Here is a 26,290-nt window from a genome sequence, read left to right on the forward strand (position 1 = left end):
GAGGACCGCGCTGCAGGGCCCATCCTGGGCCCCAGCGCTTGACGGGCATCCATGCCCGTCACCTCCCTGCGCAAGGCCTGCGTTCGGCCTCCTGAAGTCGCGAAGTTACGGGCGGCGCCTGGGCTGAAGCAGCTGTCGCTAGCGGGCTATGGCGCTAGACTCCTGATCGGCAACGGCAACGGCAACGGCAACGGCAACGGCAACGGCAACGGCAACGGCAACGGCAACGCCGGAAATAGGGCGTAATGGGGATTGCGTCCAGACCGCCCGGCGGGTCTGCCGCCAGCCCCGAGACTCGGTTATACTCGCGGGCTTTTCACCGAATTCGCACGAGAGCTGCCCGCCCATGGAAATCCAACCGATCCTGAACACCATCAAGGACCTCACCGAGCGTTCCCAGTCCATTCGGGGGTATCTTTGACTACGATCACAAACATGATCGTCTGGTCGAAGTAAACCGCGAGCTGGAAGACGCCGCTGTCTGGAACAAGCCCGAGTACGCCCAGGCCCTGGGCCGCGAGCGCGCCATGCTGGCGCAGGTAGTCGAGACCCTCGATAAACTGTCCAACGGCCTGATCGACTGCAAGGACCTGCTCGACATGGCTGTCGAGGAGGGCGATGAAGGCGCTGTCAGCGATGTCGAGACCGAGCTGCAAGGGCTTGAGGAATCCCTCGCCCAGCTCGAGTTCCGTCGCATGTTCAGCGGCGAGATGGACCCGAACAACGCCTACCTGGATATCCAGGCCGGCTCCGGCGGCACCGAGGCCCAGGACTGGGCCAACATCCTGCTGCGCATGTACCTGCGCTGGGCCGACAAGCGCGGCTTCGACGCCACCATCATCGAACTGTCCGAGGGCGAAGTCGCCGGCATCAAGGGCGCCACCGTGCACATCAAGGGCGAGTACGCCTTCGGCTGGCTGCGCACCGAGATCGGCGTGCACCGCCTGGTGCGCAAGAGCCCGTTCGACTCCGGCGCCCGTCGCCACACCTCGTTCTCGGCGGTGTTCGTCTCGCCCGAGATCGACGACAAGGTCGAGATCGAGATCAACCCGTCCGACCTGCGCATCGACACCTACCGCTCCTCCGGTGCCGGGGGTCAGCACGTCAACACCACCGACTCGGCGGTGCGTATCACCCACGTGCCGACCAACACCGTGGTGGCCTGCCAGAACGAACGCTCCCAGCACGCCAACAAGGACACCGCCATGAAAATGCTGCGGGCCAAGTTGTACGAGCTGGAAATGCAGAAGCGCAACGCCGCTTCGCAGGCGCTGGAAGACAGCAAGTCGGACATCGGCTGGGGCCACCAGATCCGCTCCTACGTGCTGGACGACTCGCGTATCAAGGACCTGCGTACCGGCGTCGAGCGCAGCGACTGCCAGAAGGTCCTGGACGGCGACCTCGACCAGTACCTGGAAGCGAGCCTCAAGCAGGGGCTGTAAACCTTTCACCACCGCCGCGATACGAGGCCCAGGGCCCGTATCGCGTGCCCTGCCCGACAGGGGCAACGAACACCTGATGGAAAGAATGACGACATGAGCGACCTCAAGACCGAAGCGCAAGACCTGCAACAGGAAGAAAACGCCCTGATCGCCCTGCGCAAGGAAAAACTTGCCGCCGAGCGCGCCAAGGGCAATGCCTTCCCCAACGACTTCCGCCGCGACAGCTACTGCAACGACCTGCAGAAGCAGTACGTGGACAAGACCAAGGAAGAGCTGGAAGCAGCCGCCATTCCGGTCAAGGTCGCCGGTCGCATCATGCTCAACCGTGGCTCGTTCATGGTCATCCAGGACATGACCGGCCGCATCCAGGTCTACGTCAACCGCAAGACCCTGCCGGAAGAGACCCTGGCCGCGGTCAAGACCTGGGACCTGGGCGACATCATCAGCGCCGAAGGTACCCTGGCCCGCTCCGGCAAGGGTGACCTGTACGTCGAGATGACCAACGTGCGCCTGCTGACCAAGTCGCTGCGCCCGCTGCCGGACAAGCACCATGGCCTGACTGACACCGAGCAGCGCTACCGCCAGCGCTACGTCGACCTGATGGTCAACGAGGAAACCCGCCACACCTTCCGTGTGCGTTCGCAGGTGATTTCGCACATCCGCAAGTTCCTCATCGAGCGCGACTTCCTCGAAGTCGAAACCCCGATGCTGCAGACCATCCCCGGCGGCGCCGCGGCCAAGCCGTTCGAAACCCACCACAACGCCCTGGACATGGCCATGTTCCTGCGTATCGCGCCGGAGCTGTACCTCAAGCGCCTGGTGGTCGGTGGCTTCGAGAAAGTGTTCGAGATCAACCGCAACTTCCGTAACGAAGGCGTTTCGACTCGTCACAACCCTGAATTCACCATGCTCGAGTTCTACCAGGCCTACGCCGACTACCGCGACAACATGGACCTCACCGAGGAACTGTTCCGCGAGCTGGCGCAGCTGGTGCTGGGCAGCACCGATGTGCCGTACGGCGACAAGGTGTTCCACTTCGGCGAGCCGTTCGTGCGCCTGTCGGTGTTCGACTCGATCCTCAAGTACAACCCGCAGCTCACCGCCGCCGACCTGCAGGACGTCGACCGTGCTCGCGAGATCGCCAAGAAAGCCGGCGCCAAGGTGCTCGGCCACGAAGGCCTGGGCAAGCTGCAGGTGATGATTTTCGAAGAGCTGGTCGAGCACAAGCTGGAACAGCCGCACTTCATCACCGAGTACCCGTTCGAAGTGTCGCCGCTGGCCCGTCGCAACGACGACAACCCGGCCGTGACCGACCGCTTCGAGCTGTTCATCGGTGGCCGCGAGATCGCCAACGCCTACTCCGAGCTCAACGATGCCGAAGACCAGGCCGAGCGCTTCCTGGCCCAGGTGGCCGAGAAAGACGCGGGTGACGACGAGGCCATGCACTACGACGCCGACTTCGTCCGCGCCCTGGAGTACGGCATGCCGCCGACCGCCGGTGAAGGCATCGGCATCGACCGCCTGGTGATGCTGCTGACCAACTCGCCGTCGATCCGCGACGTGATCCTGTTCCCGCACATGCGTCCACAGGCCTGAGCGATCTGAACAAGCCGCCTTTCGAGGCGGCTTTTTCATGCCTGAAGCTCTATGTTGTTTGTGCCGGCCCCTTCGCGGGTAAACCCGCTCCCACAGGGGCGTCGCACATAACCTGTGGGAGCGGGTTTACCCGCGAAGAGGTCGGCACCGGTAACCCACTGTTCATGAGGTACCTCCAGTGACCCCCGCAATGCCCCACCAGGGCGCCGCCGGCATCGCCACCGCCGTCGCCGAGAGCGTGCAGTACCAGGGCCGCAAGACCGCCCGCCAGGGCAGCGAGCAGCGCCGCCAGCAGATCCTCGACGCTGCCATGCGCATTGTCGTGCGCGATGGCGTACGCGGCGTGCGCCACCGCGCCGTGGCCGCCGAGGCCGCTGTACCGTTGTCGGCCACCACCTACTACTTCAAGGACATCCAGGACCTGCTGGCCGATACCTTCGCCCAGTACGTCGAACGCAGCGCGGCCTACATGGCCAAGCTCTGGACCAACACCGAAGGCGTGCTGCGCCAGTTGCTGGCCCAGGGCGACGGCAGCCCCGAGGCTCGGGCACACCTGGCTGATGAAGTGGCGCGCATGCTCGCCGACTATGTCCTGCGCCAATTGAATAATCGCCGCGACTTCCTCATGGCCGAGCAAGGCTTCCGTCAAGAGGCCCTGCTGTGCCCGCGCCTGGCCGAACTGGTGCAGGCTCACGAGCAGATCCTGCTGCATGGCGCGCGGCAGATTCTGCAGGTGGTCGGCTCGCGCCAGCCCGAGCAGGATGCCCAGATGTTGACGGCGATAATCGAGCAGATGGAATATCAGGGCCTGCTCAAGGATGCGAATGCGCAGGCCGATGAGCAGATGCTCGCTATCCTTGTCCGATACCTGCAAATGGTGCTGGCCTCGGCCTGAGTGGCGAACGACTTTTCAAGGAGAACCTGATGAAAGCCTGGCGTGTGGTGTTGTTGACCTTGTCATTCCTCCTGCTGGGCGGTTGTCTGGTGACGTTCGACGAACCGCTGCCGGGCAACCAGCCAGCGCCGAAGGCCCTGCTCGGGCAGTGGAGCAGCAAGGATGCCTGGGGCCAGCCGCTTAAGCTGAGCATCAGCCGCGCCGGCGGCAATACCTACAAGGCGGTGGCCCGTGCCCAGGGCAAGGCCCCCGAGGAATATGCCTTCACCGTGGCCCGGCACGGCAACCGCTGGTATCTGTCGGCCGGGGTGCCCAAGCGCCTGGGCGGCAACTTCCTGATCGGTGGCTTCGAGGTGATCGACGGCAAGCAGCTGGTGGTCTACAACCTCGATGTCGAGCAGGTGCAGCAGGCTGTCGCCAAGAAAGAACTGAGCGGACGCAATACCGAAGTGCCGGAAGATAACGGCGAGGGCGTGCTGATCGACAGCCCGACCGAGCGGGTGCTGGCGTACCTGGATGATCCCGCCAACTCCGATCTGTTCGTCGAGGTGGCGCGCTTCCAGCGTTCCGGCAAATAGCAGTGAGCATACCGGCCTCATCGCGGGGCATGCCCGCTCCTACCTGTGGGAGCGGGTTTGCCCCGCGATGAGGCTTTAAGAAGGAGTCCCGCGTGGACGAGTACCAGCAGACCATACGCACGTTGTCCGACCGCATCGTCGCCACTCAGACCCCGATCCGCGTGCTCGACGCGGTGAAGTGGGACGACGGCATCCGCCAGGGCTTTCTCAAGGCCAAGGGCAAGGAGCCACCGGCGGTGGACCGTGCCTACTACCAGAACCGCCCGCTGTCGTTCGACTCCAGCGCGGTGAAGGCCGAGTTCCAGAGCATCGAGCGCGACATCACCCGGCAACTGGGCCAGTTCAACCCGGTCGGGCAGATCATGCGGCGTATGTGCAAGGAATACCGCATGGTGGTGCGCATGCTCGAGGCACGCGGCACCGAGGACTTCGGGCTGATTTCCCAGGAGCTCTACGGCGCCGCCTCCGACGCCTTCCACGCCGGTGATCCGACCCTGGCCGACCTGGGCCTGATGCTCTCGGACTACCTGAACAACATCGACGGTCGCGGCGACCTGAAGGACGAACCGAAGAACCTTACCGCCAAGGAAGCGGTGGCGATCCTCCAGCGTCGCCTGAACAAGGTGTTCGGCGAGGCCGAGGAGACCATCCGCGTGTTCGAGTCCGACGGCATCGTCGCCGACGCCGCGGCCGGCGCCGACTACATCAAGGTGCGCGCCGACGCGATGTTCAACAGCCGCGACGTGCGCGCCCTGGAAGTGCATGAAGGCCTGGTGCACGTCGGCACCACCCTCAACGGCCTGAACCAGCCAATCTGCACCTTCCTGGCCAAGGGCCCGCCCTCGTCGACGGTGACCCAGGAGGGCCTGGCCATCCTCATGGAAGTGATCGCCTTCGCTTCCTACCCCAGCCGCCTGCGCAAGCTCACCAACCGTACCCGCGCCATCCACATGGTGGAGGAGGGTGCCGACTTCCTGCAGGTCTTCGAGTTCTTTCGCGGCCAGGGCTTCGAGATGGGGCAGAGCTACAGCAACGCCAGCCGGGTGTTCCGTGGCTCGGTGCCCAACGGCCTGCCATTCACCAAGGACTTGTCCTACCTCAAGGGCTTCATCATGGTTTACAACTACATTCAGTTGGCCGTGAAGAAGGGCAAGCTCGAGCAGATCCCCTTGCTGTTCTGCGGCAAGACCACCCTGGAAGACATGCGCACGCTGCGCCAGCTGGTCGAGGAGGGACTGGTCGAGCCACCCAAGTACCTGCCTGAGCAGTTCCGCGACCTCAACGCGCTGTCGGCCTGGATGTGCTTCTCCAACTTCCTCAACCACCTGAGCCTGGACCGTATTGAAGCCGACTACGCGAACATTCTCTGACGCTTGCCGTCATCTCGCCTTCGGCCTTGGGCTGCTGCTGTTGGGCGGTTGCAGCAGCCTGCTGTTCTATCCCGAGCCCGGCCAGCCGTTCACCCCGGAAAAGGCCCACCTGCAGTACCAGGAGCTGACCCTCACCGCCGCTGACGGCACGCGCCTGCACGGCTGGTGGCTGCCCGTGCCGCAAGGTGCAGAGGTCAAGGGCACGGTGCTGCACCTGCATGGCAATGGCGGCAACTTGGCCTGGCATCTGGGTGGCAGCTACTGGCTGCCGAAAGCGGGCTACCAGGTGCTGATGATCGACTATCGCGGCTATGGGCTGTCCCAGGGCAAGCCGACATTGCCTGAAGTCTATGGTGACATCGGCGCGGCGCTGGACTGGCTCGACAAGGCGCCCCAAGCCAAGGGCAGGCCGCTGGTGCTGCTGGGCCAGAGCCTCGGCGGGGCCATGGCCATCCACTACCTGGCCCAGCACCCCGAGCAGCGCCGACGCTTCAGCGCCCTGGTGTTCGATGGCGTGCCGGCCAGCTACCGGGCGGTGGGGCGTTACGCCCTGAGTACTTCGTGGATGACCTGGCCACTGCAGGTGCCGCTGTCGTGGCTGGTGCCGGACAACGACAGCGCGATCAACTCGATCGCCCGCCTGGATAGCCCGCCGAAGCTGTTTTTCCACAGCATCGATGACAACCTCGTGCCGTTGGACAACGGTCTGCGCCTGTACCGCCAGGCGCCGCCGCCCCGTGTGCTGCAACTGACCCGGGGCGACCATGTGCAGACCTTTGCCGACCCGACCTGGCGTCAGGTGATGCTGCGCTTCCTGGAAGACCCCACCCATTTCAACGGCCTGCGCCGCCTGGCCGAAGTCCCTAACTACCCTGATGAGAAGAGCCCGCAATGAGTGAAGAACGCAACGCCATCCCGCTGATCCTGACCGGCGTCGGCAGCATCATCGTGACGGTGGGAGCCCTCTGGTATTACGGCTACCTGCATTTCGCCAAACCCGAGGATGCGCTGTTGTTGCAGGATTTCACCATGCTCAAGACCATTCCGGGGGAAGACTACAAGGTCTCGCTGACGCCAGCGCCACAGGTGGCACAGTGCATCGATGGCGTGCTGGTGCTGTTCGACACCGAGCAGAAGGGCCTGACCGGGGTGCTGGTGGACAACCGCAAGCGCGCGGTGCGCTGCATGGGGCAGGAGACGCCGCAGCAGGTGCAGTGAATGATGGGGCTGCTGCAATGCGGCCCGATTAGGCTCTGTACGAAATGTATCTGCACTCGCCCATACTGCGTTGAAACGGGGCTCGGAATGCTCATGTACTCCAGTACACTCCGCTTCCTCCCCCCGTTTCGCCTTGTCTGGCCTTCGCGCAGACACATTTCGTACAGACCCTAGTCCAATCGCGCACTGGCGACTGAATAGACATCGCATCTTTCACGTTTGCCGATCGCGATGACAAGTACTAGCACGCGCTGATCAATCACCTGGTAGACCAAGCGGTAGCCGGCTGATCTCAATTTGATCTTGTAGCAATCAGCCATGTTATTGAGCCGGTCTTTTTCAACTCTGGGTTGAGCCAGTCGAGCCTTGAGTTTCTTGGCAAGCTGCAGCCGCAATCGAGCTTGCGATACTCCTTCTGCGCTCGTGAATCAAACTCAAGGTTGTAGCTTGCTGTCGCGCTCTGCGTCGGCGATGAGCTCATCGATATCCACCTTCACGGTAGGCCCGCCAAGTCGCTGGCGTACCAGTTCGGCCAGTTGGATATCGTCAATCAGATCCATCATCGCCTCGTAGCGCTCTGGTGGTACTGCGTAGAAGGCGGGCTCGTTCCGATTGAGGATCACCACGGTTTCACCGTGCGCTTCGCGAATGGTGCCCATTGGGTCTTTCTTGAGGTCGGTGATGGATGCTGCCAGATCGGCGAGGACAGGGTACGTCATAGTTGTATCGACCCATTTATCGAGAAGGATGGCTGCCTCACTTTAGTGCTTTTAAAGGTGTCTTTAAAGGTGCTTTTGACGAAAGGTCAAGCATGAAAAAACCCGCCATCAGGCGGGTTTCTTCATTCAGCCAGCAGCCCTCACTGGACTTGGCTCACCGCTCGCGGCGCCACCGGCTGGTTGTCGTTGGAGATGGTCACCTCCACTCGACGGTTCTGCGCGCGGCCCGAGTTGCTGCCGTTGTCGGCCACCGGGTACTCCTTGCCATAACCCTGGGCGACGATGCGCGCTGGATCCACGCCGGCACGTACCAGTGCCATGCGCACGGCTGCGGCGCGGCGCTCGGACAAGGTCTGGTTGTAGTTGGCCGAGCCGACGCTGTCGGTGTAGCCCTCGACGATCACCTTGCGCTCAGGGTTCTCCTGGAGGAACTGGGCCAGCTTGGTGACGTTGGGGTAGGCGCTGCTCTTGAGCACGGCCTTGTTGAAGTCGAACAGCACGTCACCGAAGGTCACCAGGGTGCCGCGGTCGGTCTGCTTGGCGTTCAGGCTGTCCTGCAGCTTCCTGATCTGCGCGTCGCGGGCGTCCAGCTTGGCCTGGGCGCGCTGGGCGGCGGCGTTCTTGAGTTCCGCCTCGGCGCCGCGCAGGGCGATGGTCTGCTTGGCCACTTCGACACGCTGGTTGGTCAGGTAGGCGAGCTGGTCGACTTTCTTCGAGTCCTCGCGCTCCATGTAGGCCTTGTCGGCCTTGTTCAGCCAGTCTTGGGCGTCCTTGGTCTCGAGTGCGGCCACCTTGCTCGACTGCGGGTCGCTCTGCAGGGCCGAGAAGTTGGTGCGGGCCGACTCCAGGTTGGCGTTCGGGTCGTGGGAGCAGGCGGCGAGGCCCACGCTCAGGGCCAGCAGGGCGGGAATCATGACGTAGTTGCGCATAGTGTTCATCCTTTGATCGTTAACGAAGGCTCATGAGGCAGGGCAGGGCTCATTCGGCGCTGCGCAGGCCTTCCTCACGTACGTCGTTGACGCCCTGGCGGGCATCCTGCACGGCTTTCTGGGCCTTGGCCGCCTGGGCCTTGCGCTCGGCGACGCGGGCGTCCCATTCGGCCTGTTCGGCCAGCAGCTTGGCCTGGTCGTACTGCTTGTCGTGCATGGCAATCTCGGCCTTCTTGAACTTGTCCTGGGCAGCCTTCATCTCCACCGCGGCGAATTCGGTGCCACCTGCACTGACCGCCGAGTTGACCGCCGATTGGGTCACGGCGTATTGCTCGGTGGGCGGCTTGCCCGCGCAGCCGGCCAGCACCAGGCTGCTGCCCAGGGCCAGCGCGGCCAGCTTGAGCCCGCGCAGATGAGTGGAGGAAGGTTGTGCAATGCGGGTCTTCATGGTGGTCAACTCCATTGGGTCACTCCTGTTAAACGACGACGCCACGTTGTGGCTATCGCTGTTCCCCTGTGGCCAGCGTCGGGCGCAAAGGCCCGTGTTTACAGGGTTTTGCCGTGATGGCTATTGGCTGTGACCGAGGCGTTTTTTGAATAGTTCAGAAAAATTTGCACGCTAAAGGTATTTTTTTCTGACTAATCAGTCAGCGGAATTTCCGTGGAACTTCCGCTGTGGATGACGGTATGCCGGGTCTTGCCCGGCACCCGGGAAGGTTCAGTGCGACTGCTTTTCCCGCACCCGGCCAAGGGCCTGCAGGTGGCGCCGGGAGAGGGCCAGGAAGCGCGGCGTGGGGCCGATATCCTCGTACAGCGGGTCGCCTTCCTCGTCGGTGGCGATCACCTGTTGCCCCTTGATGTAGGGGAAGCTGGCCTCAAGTTCCTCGAGCGCCGCCACCACCAGTTCGCCCAGCAGTTCCTCGGGGCTGCGCTTGGGGTACATGTCGATCAGCGCGGCCAGGCGCGCTTCGGCTTCCATGTCCAGGTGCAGGACATGGCCGGTGGGGCTCAGGCGGCCGGCGGCGTTCTGTTCCCAGTGCTGGGCGAGTTGGCGAATTTTCATGATGACCTCTGTCAAAGCCTGGTGGTGGCATTGCTTCGGATGTCCTGTGTTCACTTTAGTTGCTCTGGTTGCATCTGGCTTGCCAGGCGCGGGCGCGAGTGGGCACTCTTGGGCGCATGCGGTTTCCTGGAGTGGAGAAGGCTGATGAGTGATATCGATCTGCGCTTGCGCGAGGATGTGCACCTTTTGGGAGAACTGCTGGGCGAGACCATCCGCCAGCAGCATGGCGAGGCGTTCCTGCAGAAGATCGAGGATATCCGCCACAGCGCCAAGGCCGACCGGCGCGGGCAGGGCGAGCGACTGAGCTCGACCCTGGGCGACCTGGCCGAGGAGGACCTGCTGCCGGTGGCGCGGGCGTTCAACCAGTTTCTCAACCTGGCCAACATCGCCGAGCAGTACCAGCTGATCCGGCGCCGTGACGCCGACCAGCCCGAGCCGTTCGAGGCGCGCGTGCTGCCGGAACTGCTGGCGCGGCTGAAGGCGGCGGGCCACGGCAACGATGAACTGGCTCGGCAACTGGCCAGGCTGAACATCGAGCTGGTGCTCACCGCCCATCCCACCGAGGTGGCCCGCCGCACCCTGATCCAGAAGTACGACGCCATCGCCGCGCAACTGGCCGCGCAGGACCACCGCGACCTCGTTCCCGGCGAGCGCCAGCAGGTACGCGAGCGCCTGCGCCGGCTGATCGCCGAGGCCTGGCACACCGAGGAGATTCGCCGCACCCGGCCGACCCCGGTGGATGAGGCCAAATGGGGTTTCGCGGTCATCGAGCATTCGTTGTGGCAGGCGATTCCCAATCACCTGCGCAAGGTCGACGCGGCCTTGTTCGAGGCCACCGGGCTGCGCCTGCCGCTGGAGTCGGCGCCAGTGCGCTTCGCTTCCTGGATGGGCGGTGACCGCGACGGCAACCCCAATGTCACGGCGGTGGTCACCCGCGAAGTCCTGCTGCTGGCGCGCTGGATGGCCGCCGACCTGTTCCTGCGCGATATCGACGGCCTGGCCGCCGAGCTGTCCATGCAGCAGGCCAGCGCCGCGCTGAAAGACAAGGTCGGCGACAGCGCCGAGCCTTATCGGGCCCTGCTCAAGCAGCTGCGCGACCGCCTGCGCGCCACCCGCGCCTGGGCCCATGCCTCGCTGACGAGCACGCAGCCGGCCAGCGCCGCGGTATTGGTGGACAACCGCGAGTTGATCGCACCGCTGGAGCTGGCCTACCAGTCGCTGCATGAATGCGGCATGGGTGTGATCGCCGACGGCCCATTGCTCGACTGCCTGCGTCGGGCGGTGACCTTCGGCCTGTTCCTGGTGCGCCTGGACGTACGTCAGGATGCCGCTCGCCACCGTGACGCGCTGTCGGAAATCACCGACTACCTCGGCCTCGGTCGCTTTGCCGAGTGGGACGAGGAGCGACGCATCACGTTCCTTCAGGCCGAGCTGAAAAACCGCCGGCCGTTGTTGCCGGCGCACTTCCAGCCCCAGGCCGAGACGGCCGAGGTGCTCGCCACCTGCCGCGAGATCGCCGCCGCGCCTGCGGCGTCGCTGGGGTCGTACGTGATCTCCATGGCCGGCGCGGCCTCCGATGTGCTGGCGGTGCAGTTGCTGCTGAAGGAGGCCGGGCTGACCCGGTCGATGCGCGTGGTGCCGCTGTTCGAGACCCTGGCTGACCTGGACAACGCGGGCCCGGTGATGGAACGCCTGCTCGGTTTGCCGGGTTATCGCGCCGGCCTGCAAGGGCCGCAGGAGGTGATGATCGGTTATTCCGACTCGGCCAAGGACGCCGGCACCACAGCAGCGGCCTGGGCCCAGTACCGTGCACAGGAGAACCTGGTGCGCATCTGTCGAGAGCATCAGGTCGAGCTGCTGCTGTTCCATGGCCGGGGCGGCACGGTCGGGCGCGGTGGCGGTCCGGCCCACGCGGCGATCCTGTCGCAGCCGCCGGGCTCGGTGGGCGGACGTTTCCGCACCACCGAGCAGGGCGAGATGATCCGCTTCAAGTTCGGCTTGCCGGGCATTGCCGAGCAGAACCTCAACCTCTACCTGGCCGCCGTGCTGGAGGCGACCCTGCTGCCGCCGCCACCGCCGGAGCCGGCCTGGCGCGCGTTGATGGACCAGTTGGCCGCCGATGGCGTCAAGGCCTACCGCGGCGTGGTGCGCGAGAATCCGGACTTCGTCGAGTACTTCCGCGAGTCCACCCCCGAGCAGGAACTCGGTCGCCTGCCGCTGGGCAGCCGCCCGGCCAAGCGCCGCGCCGGAGGCATCGAAAGCCTGCGGGCGATCCCGTGGATCTTCGGCTGGACCCAGACGCGGCTGATGCTGCCGGCCTGGCTGGGCTGGGAAACGGCGCTGAACAATGCCCTGGCACGCGGGCAGGGGGCGCTGCTGGCGCAGATGCGCGAACAATGGCCGTTCTTCCGCACCCGCATCGACATGCTGGAGATGGTCCTGGCCAAGGCCGATGCACAAATCGCCGAGGCCTACGACGAACGTCTGGTGCAACCCGAACTGCTGCCGTTGGGCGCGCACCTGCGCGACCTATTGTCGCAGTCGTGCCAGGTGGTACTGGGCCTGACCGGGCAGCCGGTGCTACTGGCGCACAGCCCGGAAACCCTGGAATTCATCCGCCTGCGCAACACCTACCTGGACCCGCTGCACCGCCTGCAGGCCGAGCTGCTGGCGCGTTCACGCAGCCGTGAAGCCGCTCTGGACAGCCCGTTGGAGCAGGCCTTGCTGGTGACCGTGGCGGGGATCGCGGCAGGTTTGCGCAATACCGGTTGAGGTCGTTCGAGACCGGTCTCGGTGATTGTCGGGGTTGGTCTTGCGCCAACCCCCGACGACCGGTTGCGCCGGGCGCAACCAGTGCCCCGGCCAGCGGCGGGCGGCCCGTTCCTGGCACTTTTGGACGCTTGTCGGGGGGGCGGGCGCTGTGTATCTTGAGCAGCCTTTTGACCGATTTTACGGTCTCGTCCGATTTTCCGGAGTTGGCCTTGTGCGCCGAATCCGTTGATTTGCTTAGAAAAATATGAGGAGCACAAGATGCGCGTAATTCTGCTGGGAGCTCCCGGGGCCGGTAAAGGTACTCAGGCAAAGTTCATCACCGAGAAGTTCGGTATTCCGCAGATCTCCACCGGTGACATGCTGCGTGCCGCCGTCAAGGCCGGCACCCCGCTGGGCCTGGAGCTGAAAAAGGTCATGGATGCCGGCCAACTGGTCTCCGACGAGCTGATCATCAGCCTGGTCAAGGAGCGCATCGCTCAACCGGACTGCGCCAACGGCTGCCTGTTCGACGGTTTCCCGCGCACCATCCCGCAAGCTGAAGCCATGGTCGCCGCCGGTGTCGACATCGACGCTGTGGTCGAGATCGCCGTGGACGACGAAGAAATCGTCGGCCGCATGGCCGGTCGCCGCGTGCACCTGGCCTCGGGCCGTACCTACCATATCCAGTACAACCCGCCGAAGGTGGAAGGCAAGGACGACGTCACCGGCGAAGACCTGATCCAGCGCGACGACGACAAGGAAGAAACCGTGCGTCACCGCCTGTCGGTCTATCACAGCCAGACCAAGCCACTGGTGGACTTCTACCAGAAGCTGTCGGCCGCCAACGCCGGCAAGCCGAAGTACAGCCACATCGAAGGCGTCGGCTCGGTCGAGTCGATCACCGCCAAGGTACTGGCAGCCCTGAGCTGATCCGTCGACCTTGTCTGACAACGGCCCGCTTGCGGGCCGTTGTCGTTTATACTGCCGCTCTTTTTCCCTGTCGCCTGGATACCTCGTTCAATGACCACCTTGCTGGCCCTGGATACCGCCACCGAAGCCTGTTCCGTCGCCCTGCTGCACGACGGCAAGGTGACCAGCCACTACGAGGTGGCCCCACGCCTGCACGCGCAGAAGCTGCTACCGATGATCAAGCAGCTGCTGGCCGACTCAGGCGTGGCGCTGAGCGCGCTGGACGCCATCGCCTTCGGTCGTGGTCCGGGCGCCTTCACCGGCGTGCGTATCGCCATCGGCGTGGTCCAGGGGCTGGCCTTCGCCCTCGAGCGTCCGGTACTGCCGGTGTCCAACCTGGCAGCCCTGGCCCAGGGCGCGCTGCGCGAGCGAGGCGTGCAGCAGGTGGCCACGGCCATCGATGCGCGCATGGACGAGGTGTACTGGGGCTGCTACCGCGCCGAGCAGGGCGAGATGCGCCTGCTCGGCCAGGAAATGGTGCTGCCGCCCGAGCGGGTAACGCTGCCGCAAGGCCTGGATGGCGAGTGGTTCGGCGCAGGCACCGGCTGGGGCTACGCCGAGCGGCTGGCGGTGCAGGTCGCGGCCAGCGACGCGGCAGCCCTGCCCAACGCCCTGGATATCCTTGCCCTGGCCGGCTTCGCCTGGGCGCGGGGCGAGGCGGTCGCCGCCGAGCAGGCGCAACCGGTCTACCTGCGCGATAATGTGGCTACGCCCAAGGCGCGTTGAATGCAGTTCGTCGGCTATCGCCGTTCACGATAAAACCTTTTGCGCGTTCTGTGGTCCAGTTATCAGTTCGGGCATTAGCGAAGGATTCCTGATGCTGCTAAATTGCCATCATTGATCCTGAGTGCCCCAGTCATGCGTATCGACGGCTTCTCCTCACAGAGCTACCCCATCAAGCGTGCGCCTCGCAAGGCGCCGGCGCGTGACGAAGCCATCGACGAAGCCGACGCCGAGATCATCGAGGACATCGACGCACAGGTCAGCCGTGCCAGCCGTCGCGGCGAGAACCTGCCGGCCCGCCAGCAGGACCTGATCTTCCCCCGCGCCCGCGACCGGCGTACTTCCACGGCGCTGGCCAGCTACCTGACCACTGCCGGCTTCACCGACTGGGAGATGGAAGTGCTGGGGCTGGACCTGTACATTTGATGGATGACGCCATTACCCCTCCCTTATTTCCTCGGTTGCCCGTCCTGGGCTGAAAACGCCTGGCGCGAGTACCTGTACCCCGCCGACGCCCGCACCAGTGAGTTCCTCGGGCTCTACAGCCAGGTATTCAATGCCGTCGAAGGCAACACCACGTTCTATGCCCGCCCCGCGCCGACAACGGTCGAACGTTGGGCGCAGATCATGCCGGCGGGGTTTCGCTTCACCGCCAAGTTCCCAGGGGATGTCAGCCACGCGGGCGACCTGCGCGAGCAGCTCGACTCGGCGCTGGACTTCACCCGGCTGATGGCCCCCTTGGGCGAGCGCGTGTCGCCTTACTGGCTGCAGTTGCCGGCGATGTTCGGGCCGACGCGGCTCGGAGAGCTCGCGCACTTTCTCGATGAGATCGGCGTGCCGGTGGCGGTGGAGGTGCGCAACGACGCGTTCTTTGCCCGTGGCGAGGAGGAGCGCCAGCTCAACCGCCTGTTGCATGAGCGCGGTGTCGAGCGCATCTGCCTGGATCCGCGTGCGCTGTTCAGCTGCGCCTCGCGCGAGCCCGCCGTGCTTCATGCCCAAGCCAAGAAGCCCAAGGTGCCGCCGCGCCCGGCGGCCTTTACCCAGCACCCGCAAGTACGTTTCATCGGCCATCCCGAGCTCGAGGCCAACGAGCGCTTTCTCACGCCCTGGGTGGACAAGGTCGCCGCCTGGATCGAAGAGGGGCGCCGCCCGTACGTGTTTCTGCATACCTCGGACAACCGTCTGGCCGCGGCACTGGCCCTGCGTTTTCACCAGCGTCTGATGGGCCTGTTGCCAGGCTTGGCGGCGCTGCCTGATTTGCCGCGCGCCCCTGAGGTCGAACAACTGGGGTTATTGTGATCTGACTGTCGGAGGTTGAACCATGGATGTGCAAACCCTGCGAGCCGAAGCCTTCAAGGCACTGCATGAGCGTGATGGCGCGTTCGTCATTCCCAACCCATGGGATGCCGGCTCCGCCCGGCTGTTGGCCAGCCTCGGCTTTGAAGCGCTGGCCACCACCAGTGCCGGGCTGGCGTTCAGCCTCGGACGGCCGGATGCCGAAGGCGCGCTGACGCTCGAAGAGACCCTCGATAACGCCCGGTCCATCGTCGATGCCACGCCGTTGCCGGTGGCGGCGGATCTGGAAAACGGCTTCGGCGACTTGCCACAAGACTGCGCGCAGACCATCCTGCGTGCCGCCGAAGCAGGGTTGGTGGGCGGTTCGATCGAGGATGCCAGCGGGCGTAGCGATGCGCCGATCTACGATTTCGAGCTCTCTGTGGCACGGGTGCGTGCCGCCGTGGAGGCCGCCCGTAGCCTGTCCTTCCCCTTCACTCTCTGCGCCCGCGCCGAGAACCTGCTGCACGGGCGACTTGACCTGGACGACACCATCCGCCGCTTGCAGGCTTATGCCGAGGCCGGAGCGGACGTGCTGTACGCGCCGGGTCTGCGTAGCGTCGATGAGATCCGCGCGGTGGTACAGGCCTTGGCGCCCAGGCCTGTGAATGTGTTGATGGGCATGGCGGGCGTACCGTTGAGCGTGAATCAACTGCAGGACCTTGGCGTGAAGCGCATCAGTGTCGGTTCCTCGCTGGCGCGGGCGGCGTTGGGCGCCTTGCAGCGGGCCGCGCTGGAAATTCGCGAGCAGGGCACCTTCGGCTATGGTGAGCAGGCCCTGCCTTTCGCCCAGCTCAATGATCTGTTCCGTCGCTGAGGTCGCATGCGCAGAGTGTTCATCCTGCTGGGCGGCCTGCTGCTGATTGTGCTGCTCGCCTGGTTGTCGGGCTGGCGTCTGCCGGATGCCTGGAATCCCTGGGCTGCCCTGGATGTGCGGCAGTCCCCGAACCTGTTGACGCCGTACAAGCTGTCGCGCCTGCGCGACGATCCAGAGTTGTGCCGACAGGCGTTGCAGACCACCACGTTGCGCTATCGACAGCAGAGTGACAGCCCGCAGCAGGCCGCCTGCCCGCTGCGTAACGTCTGGCGTGTCGAAGGTGGGCAGGCGCGGTTGAGCAGCAGTTTCCTCGCCAGCTGTCCGTTGGCCGTGGCCTATGCGCTGTTCGAAGTGCATGGGTTGCAGCCCGCGGCGCAGCGGGTGTTTGGCCAGCCCGTGGTCCAGGTCGATCATCTGGGCAGTTTCGCCTGTCGCAATGTCTATCACCGCAAGCAAGGCCGGCTAAGCCAGCATGCCACGGCCAATGCCCTGGATATCAGCGGTTTTCGCCTGAAGAATGGCCAACGCATCGTGCTGGCACAGGACTGGCACAAAGAAGGCCCCAAGGCTGATTTTTTGCGCCAGGTGCAGGCTGCAGCCTGCGAAAGCTTCAGTACGGCGTTGGGGCCGGACTACAACGCCGCGCACCACAACCACTTTCATGTGGACATGGGCTTCTGGCAGATCTGCCGTTGAACTCAGGCGTGTACGCGCACGTTGTTCAGCACCACCGGGCGCGCCCAGTGGATATCGAACTCCAGGTCGTTCTGCTGCTTGGCCAGTGTCTGCTCGTCGAAGGGTTCCGGCGCAGGGTCGAGCAGATTGGTCTCGAACTCGGCGATCGGCAGGAACAGCGGCCGCGGCGATGGGCCGGGGCCGGGCTCGGCGATGGGGTGGCCCTGGCTCATGACCACCGGGCGCAGCCAGCTGTTGCTGATATCGAGCTGGCGTTGTTGCTCGATCAGTTCGACGGTGTCGAAGGGTTCGGGGGCGGGTGGCAGCAGCTTGGCTTCCAGTTCCGCCTTGGGCAGGAACAGTGGCTCGGGCGGGGCCACTTCGGTGTCGTGAACCGGCAGGGCACGCTGGGCGTCGATCAGGGCAAGGGCCCGGGCGCCGCCGACCGGTTCGCCGCTGTCCTTGTCGCACTGCAACAGCGCCTGGCTGAAGGTGTCGACTTCGCCTTCCGACTGCTCTGCCATGGCCCGGGCAAAGAAATCCTGCCACAGGTGGCTGACGCCACCCAGTGCCTGGGTATTCTGTCGACCGTAGTTGCCGACGGGCGACAAGTAGGTCAAGCCGATGGGAAGAGTGTCTGACATGGCAGTCGCGGACGTTGAGCTCTGGCAGAATAGCGGGATATTGCCTTTATCGGCTCTGGCCGGGGTTTCATTAATTTTTTTCGAGTGCGGGAACGGATGGTAGAGCAACAGCAGGGCGCAGGTATCAGGGTCGAGGCACTGGCCCCGCAGTTCCAGGTGCAGGCCGAGGCGTGGGCCGAGCGGCTGGGCTTGCCGTTGGTCGATGAAACCGCGGAATTCGCCGTGCAACTGGGCGGCGAGGGCCTGCAGATCCAGCAGTTGGGGCCGCAGGCACCGGGGCCGGTGCGGGTGGATTTCGTCGAGGGGCAGGCGGCGCACCGGCGGCTGTACGGCGGTGGCAACGGGCAGATGATCGCCAAGGCCGTGGGTATTGCCCAGGGCGTGCGTCCGCGGGTGCTCGATGCCACGGCGGGGTTGGGTAAGGACGCGTTCGTGCTGGCCAGCCTGGGTTGCCAGATGACCCTGATCGAGCGCCAGCCGTTGATTGCCGCGCTGCTGGAGGATGGCCTGGCGCGGGCGCGCGGGGATGAGGAAATCGGACCGATCGTTGCGCGCATGCGCCTGCTGACGGGCAATGCCATCGAGCGGATGCGGGGCTGGGAGGGGGAGGCGCCGCAGGTGATCTACCTGGATCCGATGTTTCCGCATCGGGACAAGAGTGCGTTGGTGAAGAAGGAAATGCGGGTATTCAGGCCTTTGGTCGGCGATGACCTGGATGCGCCGGCGTTGCTCGAGGCGGCCTTGGCGTTGGCCACGCACCGGGTGGTGGTCAAGCGGCCGCGCAAGGCGCCTGTCATCGAGGGGGCCAAGCCGAGTCATAGCCTGGAAGGGAAGTCGAGTCGGTACGATATTTATCCCAAGAAGGCGTTGAAGGCTTGATTGTTGGTTAGTTGATTTTGGTCGGTGTTGGTTTGAGACACTCTGGGAGCCCTGACCCCCGAAAACATTCAATAATGGCCATAGGCCGCCCCCGCCTGCCATGAACAACCTTTCACTCAGGAACTTCCAACCTGCAACCCACTCTTATGCCGGTAGCCATTGGTCGCGGCCGCCTGCTAAGCTCGCGGCTTTACCCTGATTGCCCTCATGGCGCATGAACAAGGAAATTACATGAAACAGCATCGTTTGGCGGCCGCGGTTGCCCTGGTAGGCCTGGTCCTCGCGGGCTGCGACGCCCAGACCAGCAGCGTCGAGCTGAAGACTCCGGCACAGAAGGCCTCCTACGGTATCGGCCTGAACATGGGCAAGAGCCTGGCTCAGGAAGGCATGGACGACCTGGACTCGAAAGCCGTCGCCCAGGGCATCGAGGACGCGGTAGGCAAGAAAGAGCAGCGCATCAAGGACGAAGAGCTGGTTGAAGCCTTCACCGCCTTGCAGAAGCGCGCCGAAGAACGCCTGGCCAAGGCCAGCGAGGAAGCTGCCGCCGCCGGCAAGAAGTTCCTCGAGGAAAACGGCAAGAAGCCTGGCGTGATCACCACCGCTTCGGGCCTGCAGTATGAAGTGGTCAAGAAGGCCGACGGCCCGCAACCCAAGCCGACCGACGTGGTCACTGTCCACTACGAAGGCAAGCTGACCGACGGCAAGGTCTTCGACAGCTCCGTCGAGCGCGGCAGCCCGATCGACCTGCCGGTCAGCGGCGTGATCCCGGGCTGGGTCGAAGGCCTGCAACTGATGCACGTCGGCGAGAAGTACAAGCTGTACATCCCGGCTGAGCTGGCCTATGGCGCCCAGAGCCCGAGCCCGCTGATCCCGGCCAACTCGGTCCTGGTCTTCGACCTGGAACTGATTGCCATCAAGGATCCGGCCAAGGCCGACCAGGCACCGGCCAAGTAATACCCGGCCCGTTGCAAGAAGACGCCCCGTTTCGACGGGGCGTCGTCGTTTTCAGTCCGGCTTGACGCGAACCGTCGGCGTCATTCACTGTCGCAAGCAGTAGCCGTGCAGACGCGGGTGCCGGTGTCGCAAAACGTTTGCGCGATTGAAACGGTTGTGTAAAAAACGCCCGATTCGTACCCGGCCCTTGCCCGGCGGGCACCACGCGGCGCCAATGTCGCCCTGTTCACAAGGTTATCCACAATAAATGTGGATAACCCCTGCTCCTCTGGAGGTCCCATGAGCGCACCCTGGAATTTCGCCCGCTTCCTGCCCTTGGCCGAGCGCCTGCTCAGTCGTGGCCGGCTGCCGGCCCTGTTGTTCGCGGTGGCCCGCAAGGGACCGAAACTGGGCCAGTTACGCGAGGACCTGCGCCTGATGCAGGCGCTGTGCCTGGCCTGGTGGCGTGGCGAGTACCGCGCCGTCAGCCCCAAGGCGCTGGTGACCATCGTCGCCGGGCTGCTGTACTTTGTGAGCCCCCTGGACGCCATTCCCGACTGGTTGCTGGGTGTCGGCCTGCTCGACGACATCGCCGTGCTGGGCTGGGTGCTCAAGACCGTGGCCGATGAGCTGGGCCGCTTCAAGGCTTGGCGCGACGCCCAGGCACCGGAGCGGCTGCGGGTGGTCGAGCGCCTGCCGGACACCCCCGAGGCGCTGCGTCTCGAGCGTCCCGGCAGCTGATTCCGTACAGACCCCCGAGGTTGGTAATATAATTGGCATAAGGGTTATGCCTACGGATTACATGCCGTAATCCAACGTCAAGGGGGTTGTATGGGTATTCAGGTCATCAGCCGGGACGGTCAGCCCGAGTACGCAGTGGTTCCCTGGGAGCAATATCAGAAGTTGCTGGTGGCCGCAGGCCAGGCGTCGGCCGTAGCTCCCGACTCAGTCAGTCACAATGAGAGCACTCAACCGAGCGCCAGCCAGTCCTCCCTGGACCAGCTGGCGTCCTTGCGTCAGGCCAAGGGCCTGGCCCCGGAGCAATTGGCACGCAGTGTCGGCATCAGCCCGGCCTACTTGGCGATGATCGAGTCCGGGGAGCGACGCCCGGACGCTGCGATCCTGCGCAGCCTGGCCTGGCACCTGGGCGTGGCCGGCTGGAGCGAGCCGTCATGAGCCAGGTCAGGATCAGCCGTCAGCAGTGGCAGAGCCTGCTGACCGAGCTCGACCTGGCCCGCCGTCAACGCCACCTGCTCACCTACCGTGCGCTGCTCGAGCGTCTGCAATTGCCCAGCCCGGCCATGCAGACCCTGACGGCGGCCCTCGAGTACCTGGCGACGCTCGACGCCCGCGCCGAGCAGCCGCTGCGCAGTTCGCTGGTGATCAGCCAGGGGGCCAGTCGCCTGCCACGCACCGGGTTCTTCGAGTGCGTCGAGCGCCTGGGGCGGTTTTCCGGGCCGGTGGATGGCATGGAGGCGGCATCCTGGCATGCCTCGGAAGTGGTGCGGGTGTTCGAGTATCGCTACCCGGAAGAAGCCTGAAACCGGGGCTGTAGGCTGGATTGTGGGAGCCGGCTTGCCGGCGAAAGGACCGCATAGCGGTCCTCTGGTTTAGCTCAGCGCAGTCGTATCGATCAGGCTCAGGCCTGAGCCACCGCCATCCTTGGCCTGGCGCTTGGCCTGGGAGGCGAGTTCGGCCAGTTGGCCGGCATCCAGCCCGTCGCTACTGTCGGGCCCCAGCCAGACCACGCCGATCGACAGTGACAGCAAGGCGAACATCTCCCGCTGTCCCTGGCGGTTGTGGGCGATGAAGCATCCGGCTTCGAGGTGTTCGCTGCGGTAGAAGCGTTGGCATTGCCGGCCAAAGGCCTCCAGGAGCAATTGCAGGCGCTCGCGCCAGTCCGCCGAGCCCAGCACCAGCATGAAGTCGTCGCCGCCGATATGGCCGACGAAGTCCCGGTTCGGGTCGACGCAGTCGTTCAGGCACTGGGCCAGACACAACAGCACTTCATCGCCACGAGCATAGCCATAGATATCGTTGAAAGGCTTGAAGCTGTCGATGTCCACGTAGCACACGGCGGCCTCGCGCCGCTGCAGCAACAGGCGCGCCAGGCACTGCTGGATCGGCACGTTGCCCGGCAGCAGGGTGAGCGGATTGGCGTGCCTCGCCTGCTGGAGCTTCTGCTCGGTGATCAACTTGAGCACGTCGATCACCCGTCCGAGCCCCAGGTATCGCCCATTCCGGGTGATGATGAAGTCTTCCTCGATACGCTGACGGGCTCGGCTGGTGAGCAGGCGGCTGACCTGCTGCAGCGACTGGCCGCGCTCGACGGCGAGAAAGTCCTGGCTCATCAGTCGGCTGATCGGCTTGCGCGCGAACAGGTCGGTACCGAAGGGCTGAAGCAGGGCGTCGGCGAGCGAGTGTCGGTGGACGATGCCACAGGGACAGCCTTGCTCGTCCAGCACGGCGAGGGAGTTGAGGTTGGCCTGGCGGCGGAAGGCGTCGAGCACCTGCTGCGTGGCGGTATCGAGGGTGACCGAAGATTGCTGGATCAGTAGGGCACTGAGGTCGCTGCTGTCCTCGCTCAGTGCAACGGCGGTGCCTGGCTCTGGGGGCGGCAGGCCGAGGCTGTCGCCTGCTGGAAACTCCTGGGGGCGGCCGAGCAGGTAGCCCTGGACGAGGTTCACTCCCATGTCGCCCAGCACTGCCAGCTCCTCGGCCAGTTCGATGCCCTCGGCGATCACCTGGGCGCGGGAGGCACGGGCGATCTGCAGGATCGAACCGACGAACTCGCGCTTGAGCGGGTCCTGGTGGATGCCGTCGATGAAATGGCGGTCGATCTTTACATAGTCCGGGCGCAGCTCCGACCACAGACGCAGGCTCGAGTAACCGGCTCCCAGGTCGTCCAGAGCAATGGAAAAGCCCATGTCGCGGTAGTGGTGCAGGGCGTTGTACAGCAACTGGAAGTCTTCGGTGGGTGTCTGCTCGGTCAGCTCGATGACCACCCTGCTGGGCGCCAGACCGATCATTTCGAGCATCTGCAGGGTGCGCCCGGACGGGTAGTCGGGTTCGACCAGGGACTCGGGCGAAACGTTTAGGAACAACTGGCCCGGCAGGTTCAGTTCGCTGAAGCGGCGGCAGGCGGTTTCCCGGCACAGCACCTCCAGTTCGGCGAGGCGACCGGCCTGGCGGGCGATGGCGAACAGGTTCAACGGCGAGTGCAGTGGGCTGTTGGACGGGCCGCGGCTCAGGGCTTCATAGCCGAGGACGCGTCGTTCGGAAAGGCAGACGATGGGTTGGAACAGACAGTGGATGCTGCGTTGAGCCAGGATGGCGCTCAATGCGCTGAGCTGTTCGGTGACGGTCATGGACTGCTTCCTGAAGTGAAAAAGGCCGGACGCTTGCACGTCCGGCCCTTCCATTTCACGACAGTCCGGTGACTGTTTGATGACAGGTCACATTATTTCGCCATCACTTCAGTGCTTGGCCACCGACGTGCTGAGGCTCAGGTAGTCGAGCAGGATGCGACCGGTCTCGGACAGGTAGGCATCGTCCTCGGGCTTGGTGTCGTCCGGCTCGGCGGGCAGGGCGTCCTCGTCTTCCTTCTTCAACTCCTTCAGCGGTTCTTCGCCCTTGGCTTTGCGGCGGGTGTTCTCCAGCGCCAGCTGCTTGGCCTCGATCTCGTCGTGGCGGGCGCGACGCTGCTGCTCGTTGAGGCTGACGGTCTTCTCGTTCATCAGCTTTTGGGTCAGCGCCAGGCGGTCGCGGATGTAGACGAACTCGGCGTCCTTGTCGCTGCGCGTCTCATGCTGCGCCTTGAGCTGGGCCAGGAACGGCTTGAACGGATCGGAGGCCGGCTTGACCACCGGGCGGATGGTGTCCCACGGCATGGCTTCCGGCAGGGCGCTTTCGCCGATTTCCTTGGTGTCGATGATCGACGGATAGGCGATGTCCGGCAGCACGCCCTGGTGCTGGGTGCTTTGCCCGGAAACCCGGTAGAACTTGGCCAGGGTCAGCTTGAGCTCGCCGTGGTTGAGCGGCTGGATGGTTTGCACGGTACCCTTGCCGAAGGTCTGGCCGCCGATGATCAGCGCGCGGTGGTAGTCCTGCATGGCACCGGCGAAGATCTCCGAGGCCGAGGCCGACAGGCGATTGACCAGCAGTGCCAGCGGGCCTTTGTAGAAGGCGCCCGGGTTCTCGTCCTCGAGCACGTCGACACGGCCGTCGCTGTTGCGCACGAGCACGGTCGGGCCTTTCTCGATGAACAGGCTGGTCAGCTCGGTGGCTTCCTGCAGCGAGCCGCCACCGTTGTTGCGCAGGTCGATGACCACGCCGTCGACCTTCTCCTTCTGCAGCTCGGTGAGCAGCTTCTTCACGTCGCGGGTGGTGCTCTTGTAGTCCGGATCGCCAGCGCGATAGGCCTTGAAGTCCAGATAGAAGGCCGGGATCTCGATGATCCCCAGCTTGTAGTCACGCCCGTCCTGCTTGAGCTTTAGCACCGACTTCTTCGCTGCCTGTTCTTCGAGCTTGACCGCTTCGCGGGTGATCGAGACGATCTTGCTGGTCTGGTCGTTCGGCGCGTTGCTGGCCGGAATCACCTCCAGGCGCACCACCGAGCCTTTCGGGCCGCGGATCAGCTTGACCACTTCGTCCAGGCGCCAGCCGACCACGTCGACCATTTCCTTGTTGCCCTGGGCCACGCCGATGATCTTGTCTGCCGGGGCGACCTGCTTGGTCTTGGCGGCAGGGCCTGCCGGCACCAGGCGCACGATCTTGACCTGGTCGTTGTCGCTCTGCAGCACTGCGCCAATGCCCTCCAGCGACAGGCTCATGTTGATGTCGAAGTTCTCGGCGTTGTCCGGCGACAGGTAGTTGGTGTGCGGGTCGTAGGACTGGGCGAAGGTGTTGATGTAGGCCTGGAAGATATCTTCGGCGCGGGTCTGGTCCAGGCGCGCCAGCTGGTTCTTGTAGCGCTTGATCAGGGTTTCCTGGACCTGCTTGAGCTCCTTGCCGGAGATTTTCTGGCGCAGCACCTCGTCTTTCACGCGCTTGCGCCACAGGTCGTCGAGTTCGGCCTGGTTCTTCATCCATGGCGCGTCCTTGCGGTCGACCAGCAGGTCTTCCTTGACGGTGAAGTCGATCTTGTCGACGCCCTTGTTCAGCTCGCCCAGGGCATAGTCCAGGCGCTGCTTCACGCGGTCCAGGTAGCGCTTGTAGATGGTGAAGCCGGGTTCGAGGTTGCCGCTTTTGAGGAAGTCGTCGAACTGGGTCTTCCACTTGTCGAATTCGGCGATGTCGGCCGCGGTGAAGTAGCTGCGCGACGGGTCGAGCAGCTTGATGTAGCTGTCGTAGATGATGACCGAACGGGCGTCGTCCAGCGGCGGCTTGCTGTAGTGGTGGCGCTTGAGCAGCTCGACGATGTTGAGGCTGGCCACGACCTCGTCGCGGTCCGGCTGCAGGCTGTCCCACTTGTTGGCGGCGGCCGCATTGCCACCGAGCGTGAGGCTGCCCAGGCCGATCATGAGGGCGAGGGCGGTGCTGGGGAGGAAATGCTTCATGCTGATTCGACGTGGAGGCAATTGATCACGCATAGTAGGCCGTCTTTTCCGTTCGCCGGTTCCATCGGAGCCGGACGCATACTGCAAAAAGCCTGGGACGTGCTTATCCCAGGCTCAGTCATATGATTCAACTATGGAGGCACTGTGAAGGCATTGCAAGGCGTTGACGGACATGTGGCGTGGGTCGAGGCCGAGCGCCCGGCCTGCGATGCCGGGCAGGTGCGCATCCGAGTGGCTGCCGCCGGGCTGAACCGCGCCGACCTGCTGCAGCGGGCCGGGCTGTACCCACCGCCTCCCGGTGCCAGCCCTTATATGGGCCTGGAGTGCTCAGGGATCGTAGAGGAGGTCGGGGCTGGCGCCGACTGGCGTGTGGGCGACCGGGTCTGCGCGCTGCTGGCCGGCGGCGGCATGGCCGAGGAAGTCGTGGTCGACGCCCGGCACGTGCTGCCGGTGCCTGAGGGCCTGAACCTGCACGAGGCGGCGGCGGTGCCCGAGGTGTATGCCACGGCCTGGCTGAACATCTTCCAGTTGGGCGCGTTGAAAGCCGGTGAGAAGGTGCTGGTGCATGCCGGTGCCAGTGGCGTGGGCTCCGCTGCCATCCAGCTGTGCAAGGCGTTCGGCAACCCGGTGTGGGTCAGCGTCGGTTCGCCGGAGCGCCTGGCCTATTGCCAATCCCTCGGGGCCGCGGGCGGCGTGGTGCGCAATGACAACCTCGATGATCTGGAGCAGCTCGGGCCGTTCGACGTGATCCTCGATCCGGTGGGCGCCAGCTATGGCCCGCTCAACCTAAAGTTGCTGGCCCGTGACGGGCGCTGGGTGATCATTGGCCTGATGGGCGGGCGCAAGGTCGAGCTGGACCTGGCGGTGGTGCTGGGCAAGCGCCTGGAAATCACCGGTTCGACCCTGCGCAACCGCGATGATGTGTTCAAGGCAGAGTTGTTGCGCGAGCTGCGTCAGCAGGTGTGGCCGCTGTTCGCTGAGGGGCGCCTGTCGCCACAGCTGGTCGACACCTATCCGGTGGCGTTCGCCGAGGCCGCCTACGCGGAGCTGGCGAGCAACCAGGTGTCCGGCAAGCTGGTGTTGGTGATCGATCCAACGCTCGTTTGATCGGTGTAGTGGCTCGTTGGCACATGATTATCTGCGGCACATAACCCTGTAGGAGCGGCCTTGTGTCGCGAAAGGGCCGCGAAGCGGCC

At 64.6% G+C, this 26,290-nt stretch carries 27 protein-coding genes and 3 pseudogenes; 22 read left to right on the forward strand and 8 right to left on the reverse strand.

Going from position 1 to position 26,290, the window contains the following annotated elements; all coding sequences use genetic code 11:
* The first annotated feature begins 51 nt into the window (after positions 1-51).
* From DMX06_RS23005 to DMX06_RS23040, 8 genes are all read left to right on the forward strand, one after another.
* Positions 52-246: a hypothetical protein gene (locus DMX06_RS23005; protein WP_110739497.1), complete on the forward strand. Its 195-nt coding sequence runs from the start codon at positions 52-54 to the stop codon at positions 244-246.
* Between the two features lie 100 nt (positions 247-346).
* A protein-coding gene (gene prfB / locus DMX06_RS23010) for a peptide chain release factor 2 (RefSeq protein WP_110739498.1) occupies positions 347-1,442 on the forward strand; the annotation gives its coding sequence in 2 pieces (ribosomal slippage) (positions 347-418 and positions 420-1,442; 1,095 coding nt in all).
* 93 nt (positions 1,443-1,535) lie between these two features.
* Positions 1,536-3,038, forward strand: a complete 1,503-nt coding sequence (lysS, locus tag DMX06_RS23015; RefSeq protein ID WP_110739499.1) for a lysine--tRNA ligase — start codon at positions 1,536-1,538, stop codon at positions 3,036-3,038.
* Positions 3,039-3,228: 190 nt separating this feature from the next.
* A complete protein-coding gene (locus DMX06_RS23020; RefSeq protein WP_110739500.1) occupies positions 3,229-3,933 on the forward strand; it encodes a TetR/AcrR family transcriptional regulator in 705 nt (234 codons plus the stop codon).
* Between the two features lie 29 nt (positions 3,934-3,962).
* A complete protein-coding gene (locus DMX06_RS23025; protein ID WP_110739501.1) occupies positions 3,963-4,511 on the forward strand; it encodes a hypothetical protein in 549 nt (182 codons plus the stop codon).
* A 92-nt stretch (positions 4,512-4,603) separates the two neighbouring features.
* Entirely contained in the window at positions 4,604-5,881 is a 1,278-nt protein-coding gene (locus DMX06_RS23030; protein ID WP_110739502.1) for a flavohemoglobin expression-modulating QEGLA motif protein, read from the forward strand.
* The gene (locus DMX06_RS23035) at positions 5,853-6,776 is read left to right on the forward strand and encodes an alpha/beta hydrolase (protein ID WP_110739503.1); all 924 of its coding nucleotides are present in this window, start codon (positions 5,853-5,855) and stop codon (positions 6,774-6,776) included. Before DMX06_RS23030 ends, DMX06_RS23035 begins: the two co-directional genes overlap by 29 nt.
* A complete protein-coding gene (locus tag DMX06_RS23040) occupies positions 6,773-7,099 on the forward strand; it encodes a hypothetical protein (RefSeq protein WP_028691570.1) in 327 nt (108 codons plus the stop codon). The genes DMX06_RS23035 and DMX06_RS23040 overlap by 4 nt, the downstream gene beginning before the upstream one ends.
* Positions 7,100-7,269: 170 nt before the next feature.
* Here DMX06_RS23040 and DMX06_RS23045 read toward each other — a convergent pair.
* From DMX06_RS23045 to DMX06_RS23065, 5 genes and pseudogenes are all read right to left on the reverse strand, one after another.
* Positions 7,270-7,580: pseudogene (locus DMX06_RS23045) on the reverse strand (type II toxin-antitoxin system RelE family toxin).
* Positions 7,534-7,818: a type II toxin-antitoxin system Phd/YefM family antitoxin gene (locus tag DMX06_RS23050; RefSeq protein WP_110739504.1), complete on the reverse strand. Its 285-nt coding sequence runs from the start codon at positions 7,816-7,818 to the stop codon at positions 7,534-7,536. The pseudogene DMX06_RS23045 and the gene DMX06_RS23050 overlap by 47 nt, the downstream one beginning before the upstream one ends.
* A gap of 140 nt (positions 7,819-7,958) precedes the next feature.
* Positions 7,959-8,747 carry an OmpA family protein gene (locus tag DMX06_RS23055; protein ID WP_110739505.1) on the reverse strand — a complete coding sequence of 263 codons (789 nt, stop codon included), beginning with the start codon at positions 8,745-8,747 and terminating at the stop codon, positions 7,959-7,961.
* A 49-nt stretch (positions 8,748-8,796) separates the two neighbouring features.
* Positions 8,797-9,210 carry a DUF4398 domain-containing protein gene (locus DMX06_RS23060; protein ID WP_110739506.1) on the reverse strand — a complete coding sequence of 138 codons (414 nt, stop codon included), beginning with the start codon at positions 9,208-9,210 and terminating at the stop codon, positions 8,797-8,799.
* Positions 9,211-9,465: 255 nt separating this feature from the next.
* A complete protein-coding gene (locus DMX06_RS23065) occupies positions 9,466-9,810 on the reverse strand; it encodes a pilin assembly protein (protein ID WP_110739507.1) in 345 nt (114 codons plus the stop codon).
* 144 nt (positions 9,811-9,954) lie between these two features.
* Between DMX06_RS23065 and ppc the strand changes: the two genes are divergently transcribed.
* The 7 genes from ppc to DMX06_RS23100 all read left to right on the forward strand — a co-directional run bounded on the left by ppc (position 9,955) and on the right by DMX06_RS23100 (position 17,101).
* Positions 9,955-12,582, forward strand: coding sequence for a phosphoenolpyruvate carboxylase (gene ppc, locus DMX06_RS23070; RefSeq protein WP_110739508.1), 2,628 nt, complete (start codon positions 9,955-9,957; stop codon positions 12,580-12,582).
* Between the two features lie 258 nt (positions 12,583-12,840).
* Positions 12,841-13,491, forward strand: a complete 651-nt coding sequence (adk, locus tag DMX06_RS23075; RefSeq protein WP_028691565.1) for an adenylate kinase — start codon at positions 12,841-12,843, stop codon at positions 13,489-13,491.
* 90 nt (positions 13,492-13,581) lie between these two features.
* Complete coding sequence (tsaB, locus tag DMX06_RS23080; RefSeq protein ID WP_110739509.1) at positions 13,582-14,256, forward strand: tRNA (adenosine(37)-N6)-threonylcarbamoyltransferase complex dimerization subunit type 1 TsaB; 675 nt, start codon at positions 13,582-13,584, stop codon at positions 14,254-14,256.
* Positions 14,257-14,388: 132 nt separating this feature from the next.
* Positions 14,389-14,679 carry a hypothetical protein gene (locus tag DMX06_RS23085; RefSeq protein ID WP_028691563.1) on the forward strand — a complete coding sequence of 97 codons (291 nt, stop codon included), beginning with the start codon at positions 14,389-14,391 and terminating at the stop codon, positions 14,677-14,679.
* A 3-nt stretch (positions 14,680-14,682) separates the two neighbouring features.
* Positions 14,683-15,552, forward strand: coding sequence for a DUF72 domain-containing protein (locus DMX06_RS23090; protein ID WP_110739510.1), 870 nt, complete (start codon positions 14,683-14,685; stop codon positions 15,550-15,552).
* Between the two features lie 22 nt (positions 15,553-15,574).
* The gene (locus DMX06_RS23095; RefSeq protein WP_110739511.1) at positions 15,575-16,405 is read left to right on the forward strand and encodes an isocitrate lyase/PEP mutase family protein; all 831 of its coding nucleotides are present in this window, start codon (positions 15,575-15,577) and stop codon (positions 16,403-16,405) included.
* A gap of 6 nt (positions 16,406-16,411) precedes the next feature.
* Positions 16,412-17,101, forward strand: a complete 690-nt coding sequence (locus DMX06_RS23100) for an extensin-like domain-containing protein (RefSeq protein ID WP_110739512.1) — start codon at positions 16,412-16,414, stop codon at positions 17,099-17,101.
* A 2-nt stretch (positions 17,102-17,103) separates the two neighbouring features.
* Here the strand turns inward: DMX06_RS23100 and DMX06_RS23105 are convergent, their stop codons facing one another.
* Positions 17,104-17,724, reverse strand: coding sequence for an energy transducer TonB (locus DMX06_RS23105; RefSeq protein ID WP_110739513.1), 621 nt, complete (start codon positions 17,722-17,724; stop codon positions 17,104-17,106).
* A 96-nt stretch (positions 17,725-17,820) separates the two neighbouring features.
* Here DMX06_RS23105 and DMX06_RS23110 point away from each other — a divergent pair, with 96 nt between their 5' ends.
* The 6 genes and pseudogenes from DMX06_RS23110 to DMX06_RS23130 all read left to right on the forward strand — a co-directional run bounded on the left by DMX06_RS23110 (position 17,821) and on the right by DMX06_RS23130 (position 21,077).
* Entirely contained in the window at positions 17,821-18,603 is a 783-nt protein-coding gene (locus DMX06_RS23110) for a class I SAM-dependent methyltransferase (protein WP_110739514.1), read from the forward strand.
* A gap of 231 nt (positions 18,604-18,834) precedes the next feature.
* Positions 18,835-19,557: an FKBP-type peptidyl-prolyl cis-trans isomerase gene (locus DMX06_RS23115; RefSeq protein ID WP_028690136.1), complete on the forward strand. Its 723-nt coding sequence runs from the start codon at positions 18,835-18,837 to the stop codon at positions 19,555-19,557.
* Positions 19,558-19,836: 279 nt separating this feature from the next.
* A complete protein-coding gene (locus tag DMX06_RS23120; RefSeq protein ID WP_028690135.1) occupies positions 19,837-20,277 on the forward strand; it encodes a YkvA family protein in 441 nt (146 codons plus the stop codon).
* 90 nt (positions 20,278-20,367) lie between these two features.
* Positions 20,368-20,475: pseudogene (locus DMX06_RS26925) on the forward strand (transcriptional regulator); the annotation flags it as partial.
* 66 nt (positions 20,476-20,541) lie between these two features.
* Positions 20,542-20,712, forward strand: a pseudogene (locus DMX06_RS26930) (helix-turn-helix domain-containing protein); the annotation flags it as partial.
* Positions 20,709-21,077, forward strand: coding sequence for a hypothetical protein (locus DMX06_RS23130; RefSeq protein WP_050703980.1), 369 nt, complete (start codon positions 20,709-20,711; stop codon positions 21,075-21,077). The pseudogene DMX06_RS26930 and the gene DMX06_RS23130, both read left to right, overlap by 4 nt.
* Before the next feature lie 69 nt (positions 21,078-21,146).
* Here DMX06_RS23130 and DMX06_RS23135 read toward each other — a convergent pair whose 3' ends face one another.
* Both DMX06_RS23135 and DMX06_RS23140 read right to left on the reverse strand, forming a co-directional pair.
* Entirely contained in the window at positions 21,147-22,904 is a 1,758-nt protein-coding gene (locus DMX06_RS23135) for a bifunctional diguanylate cyclase/phosphodiesterase (RefSeq protein ID WP_110739516.1), read from the reverse strand.
* Between the two features lie 108 nt (positions 22,905-23,012).
* Positions 23,013-25,094 carry a carboxy terminal-processing peptidase gene (locus DMX06_RS23140; RefSeq protein WP_181427885.1) on the reverse strand — a complete coding sequence of 694 codons (2,082 nt, stop codon included), beginning with the start codon at positions 25,092-25,094 and terminating at the stop codon, positions 23,013-23,015.
* A gap of 144 nt (positions 25,095-25,238) precedes the next feature.
* On the opposite strand from DMX06_RS23140, the gene DMX06_RS23145 reads away from it, so the two are divergent.
* Positions 25,239-26,201 carry an NAD(P)H-quinone oxidoreductase gene (locus tag DMX06_RS23145; RefSeq protein ID WP_110739518.1) on the forward strand — a complete coding sequence of 321 codons (963 nt, stop codon included), beginning with the start codon at positions 25,239-25,241 and terminating at the stop codon, positions 26,199-26,201.
* The last annotated feature ends 89 nt before the right edge of the window (positions 26,202-26,290 follow it).

Source organism: Pseudomonas mosselii (assembly GCF_003205295.1).
GTDB classification, from domain to species: domain Bacteria; phylum Pseudomonadota; class Gammaproteobacteria; order Pseudomonadales; family Pseudomonadaceae; genus Aquipseudomonas; species Aquipseudomonas mosselii_B.

What these genes read in the sequence shown, in the direction of transcription:
- DMX06_RS23135 (WP_110739516.1), bottom strand. Translation starts at nt 22,904, where the DNA reads ATGACCGTCACCGAACAGCTCAGCGCATTGAGCGCCATCCTGGCTCAA.
- DMX06_RS23105 (WP_110739513.1), bottom strand. Translation starts at nt 17,724, where the DNA reads ATGTCAGACACTCTTCCCATCGGCTTGACCTACTTGTCGCCCGTCGGC.
- DMX06_RS23085 (WP_028691563.1), top strand. Translation starts at nt 14,389, where the DNA reads ATGCGTATCGACGGCTTCTCCTCACAGAGCTACCCCATCAAGCGTGCG.
- DMX06_RS23130 (WP_050703980.1), top strand. Translation starts at nt 20,709, where the DNA reads ATGAGCCAGGTCAGGATCAGCCGTCAGCAGTGGCAGAGCCTGCTGACC.
- DMX06_RS23120 (WP_028690135.1), top strand. Translation starts at nt 19,837, where the DNA reads ATGAGCGCACCCTGGAATTTCGCCCGCTTCCTGCCCTTGGCCGAGCGC.
- DMX06_RS23100 (WP_110739512.1), top strand. Translation starts at nt 16,412, where the DNA reads ATGCGCAGAGTGTTCATCCTGCTGGGCGGCCTGCTGCTGATTGTGCTG.
- DMX06_RS23005 (WP_110739497.1), top strand. Translation starts at nt 52, where the DNA reads ATGCCCGTCACCTCCCTGCGCAAGGCCTGCGTTCGGCCTCCTGAAGTC.
- DMX06_RS23050 (WP_110739504.1), bottom strand. Translation starts at nt 7,818, where the DNA reads ATGACGTACCCTGTCCTCGCCGATCTGGCAGCATCCATCACCGACCTC.
- DMX06_RS23110 (WP_110739514.1), top strand. Translation starts at nt 17,821, where the DNA reads ATGGTAGAGCAACAGCAGGGCGCAGGTATCAGGGTCGAGGCACTGGCC.
- DMX06_RS23055 (WP_110739505.1), bottom strand. Translation starts at nt 8,747, where the DNA reads ATGCGCAACTACGTCATGATTCCCGCCCTGCTGGCCCTGAGCGTGGGC.
- ppc (WP_110739508.1), top strand. Translation starts at nt 9,955, where the DNA reads ATGAGTGATATCGATCTGCGCTTGCGCGAGGATGTGCACCTTTTGGGA.
- lysS (WP_110739499.1), top strand. Translation starts at nt 1,536, where the DNA reads ATGAGCGACCTCAAGACCGAAGCGCAAGACCTGCAACAGGAAGAAAAC.
- DMX06_RS23115 (WP_028690136.1), top strand. Translation starts at nt 18,835, where the DNA reads ATGAAACAGCATCGTTTGGCGGCCGCGGTTGCCCTGGTAGGCCTGGTC.
- DMX06_RS23095 (WP_110739511.1), top strand. Translation starts at nt 15,575, where the DNA reads ATGGATGTGCAAACCCTGCGAGCCGAAGCCTTCAAGGCACTGCATGAG.
- adk (WP_028691565.1), top strand. Translation starts at nt 12,841, where the DNA reads ATGCGCGTAATTCTGCTGGGAGCTCCCGGGGCCGGTAAAGGTACTCAG.
- DMX06_RS23060 (WP_110739506.1), bottom strand. Translation starts at nt 9,210, where the DNA reads ATGGAGTTGACCACCATGAAGACCCGCATTGCACAACCTTCCTCCACT.
- DMX06_RS23025 (WP_110739501.1), top strand. Translation starts at nt 3,963, where the DNA reads ATGAAAGCCTGGCGTGTGGTGTTGTTGACCTTGTCATTCCTCCTGCTG.
- tsaB (WP_110739509.1), top strand. Translation starts at nt 13,582, where the DNA reads ATGACCACCTTGCTGGCCCTGGATACCGCCACCGAAGCCTGTTCCGTC.
- DMX06_RS23040 (WP_028691570.1), top strand. Translation starts at nt 6,773, where the DNA reads ATGAGTGAAGAACGCAACGCCATCCCGCTGATCCTGACCGGCGTCGGC.
- DMX06_RS23140 (WP_181427885.1), bottom strand. Translation starts at nt 25,094, where the DNA reads ATGAAGCATTTCCTCCCCAGCACCGCCCTCGCCCTCATGATCGGCCTG.
- DMX06_RS23065 (WP_110739507.1), bottom strand. Translation starts at nt 9,810, where the DNA reads ATGAAAATTCGCCAACTCGCCCAGCACTGGGAACAGAACGCCGCCGGC.
- DMX06_RS23020 (WP_110739500.1), top strand. Translation starts at nt 3,229, where the DNA reads ATGCCCCACCAGGGCGCCGCCGGCATCGCCACCGCCGTCGCCGAGAGC.
- DMX06_RS23090 (WP_110739510.1), top strand. Translation starts at nt 14,683, where the DNA reads ATGACGCCATTACCCCTCCCTTATTTCCTCGGTTGCCCGTCCTGGGCT.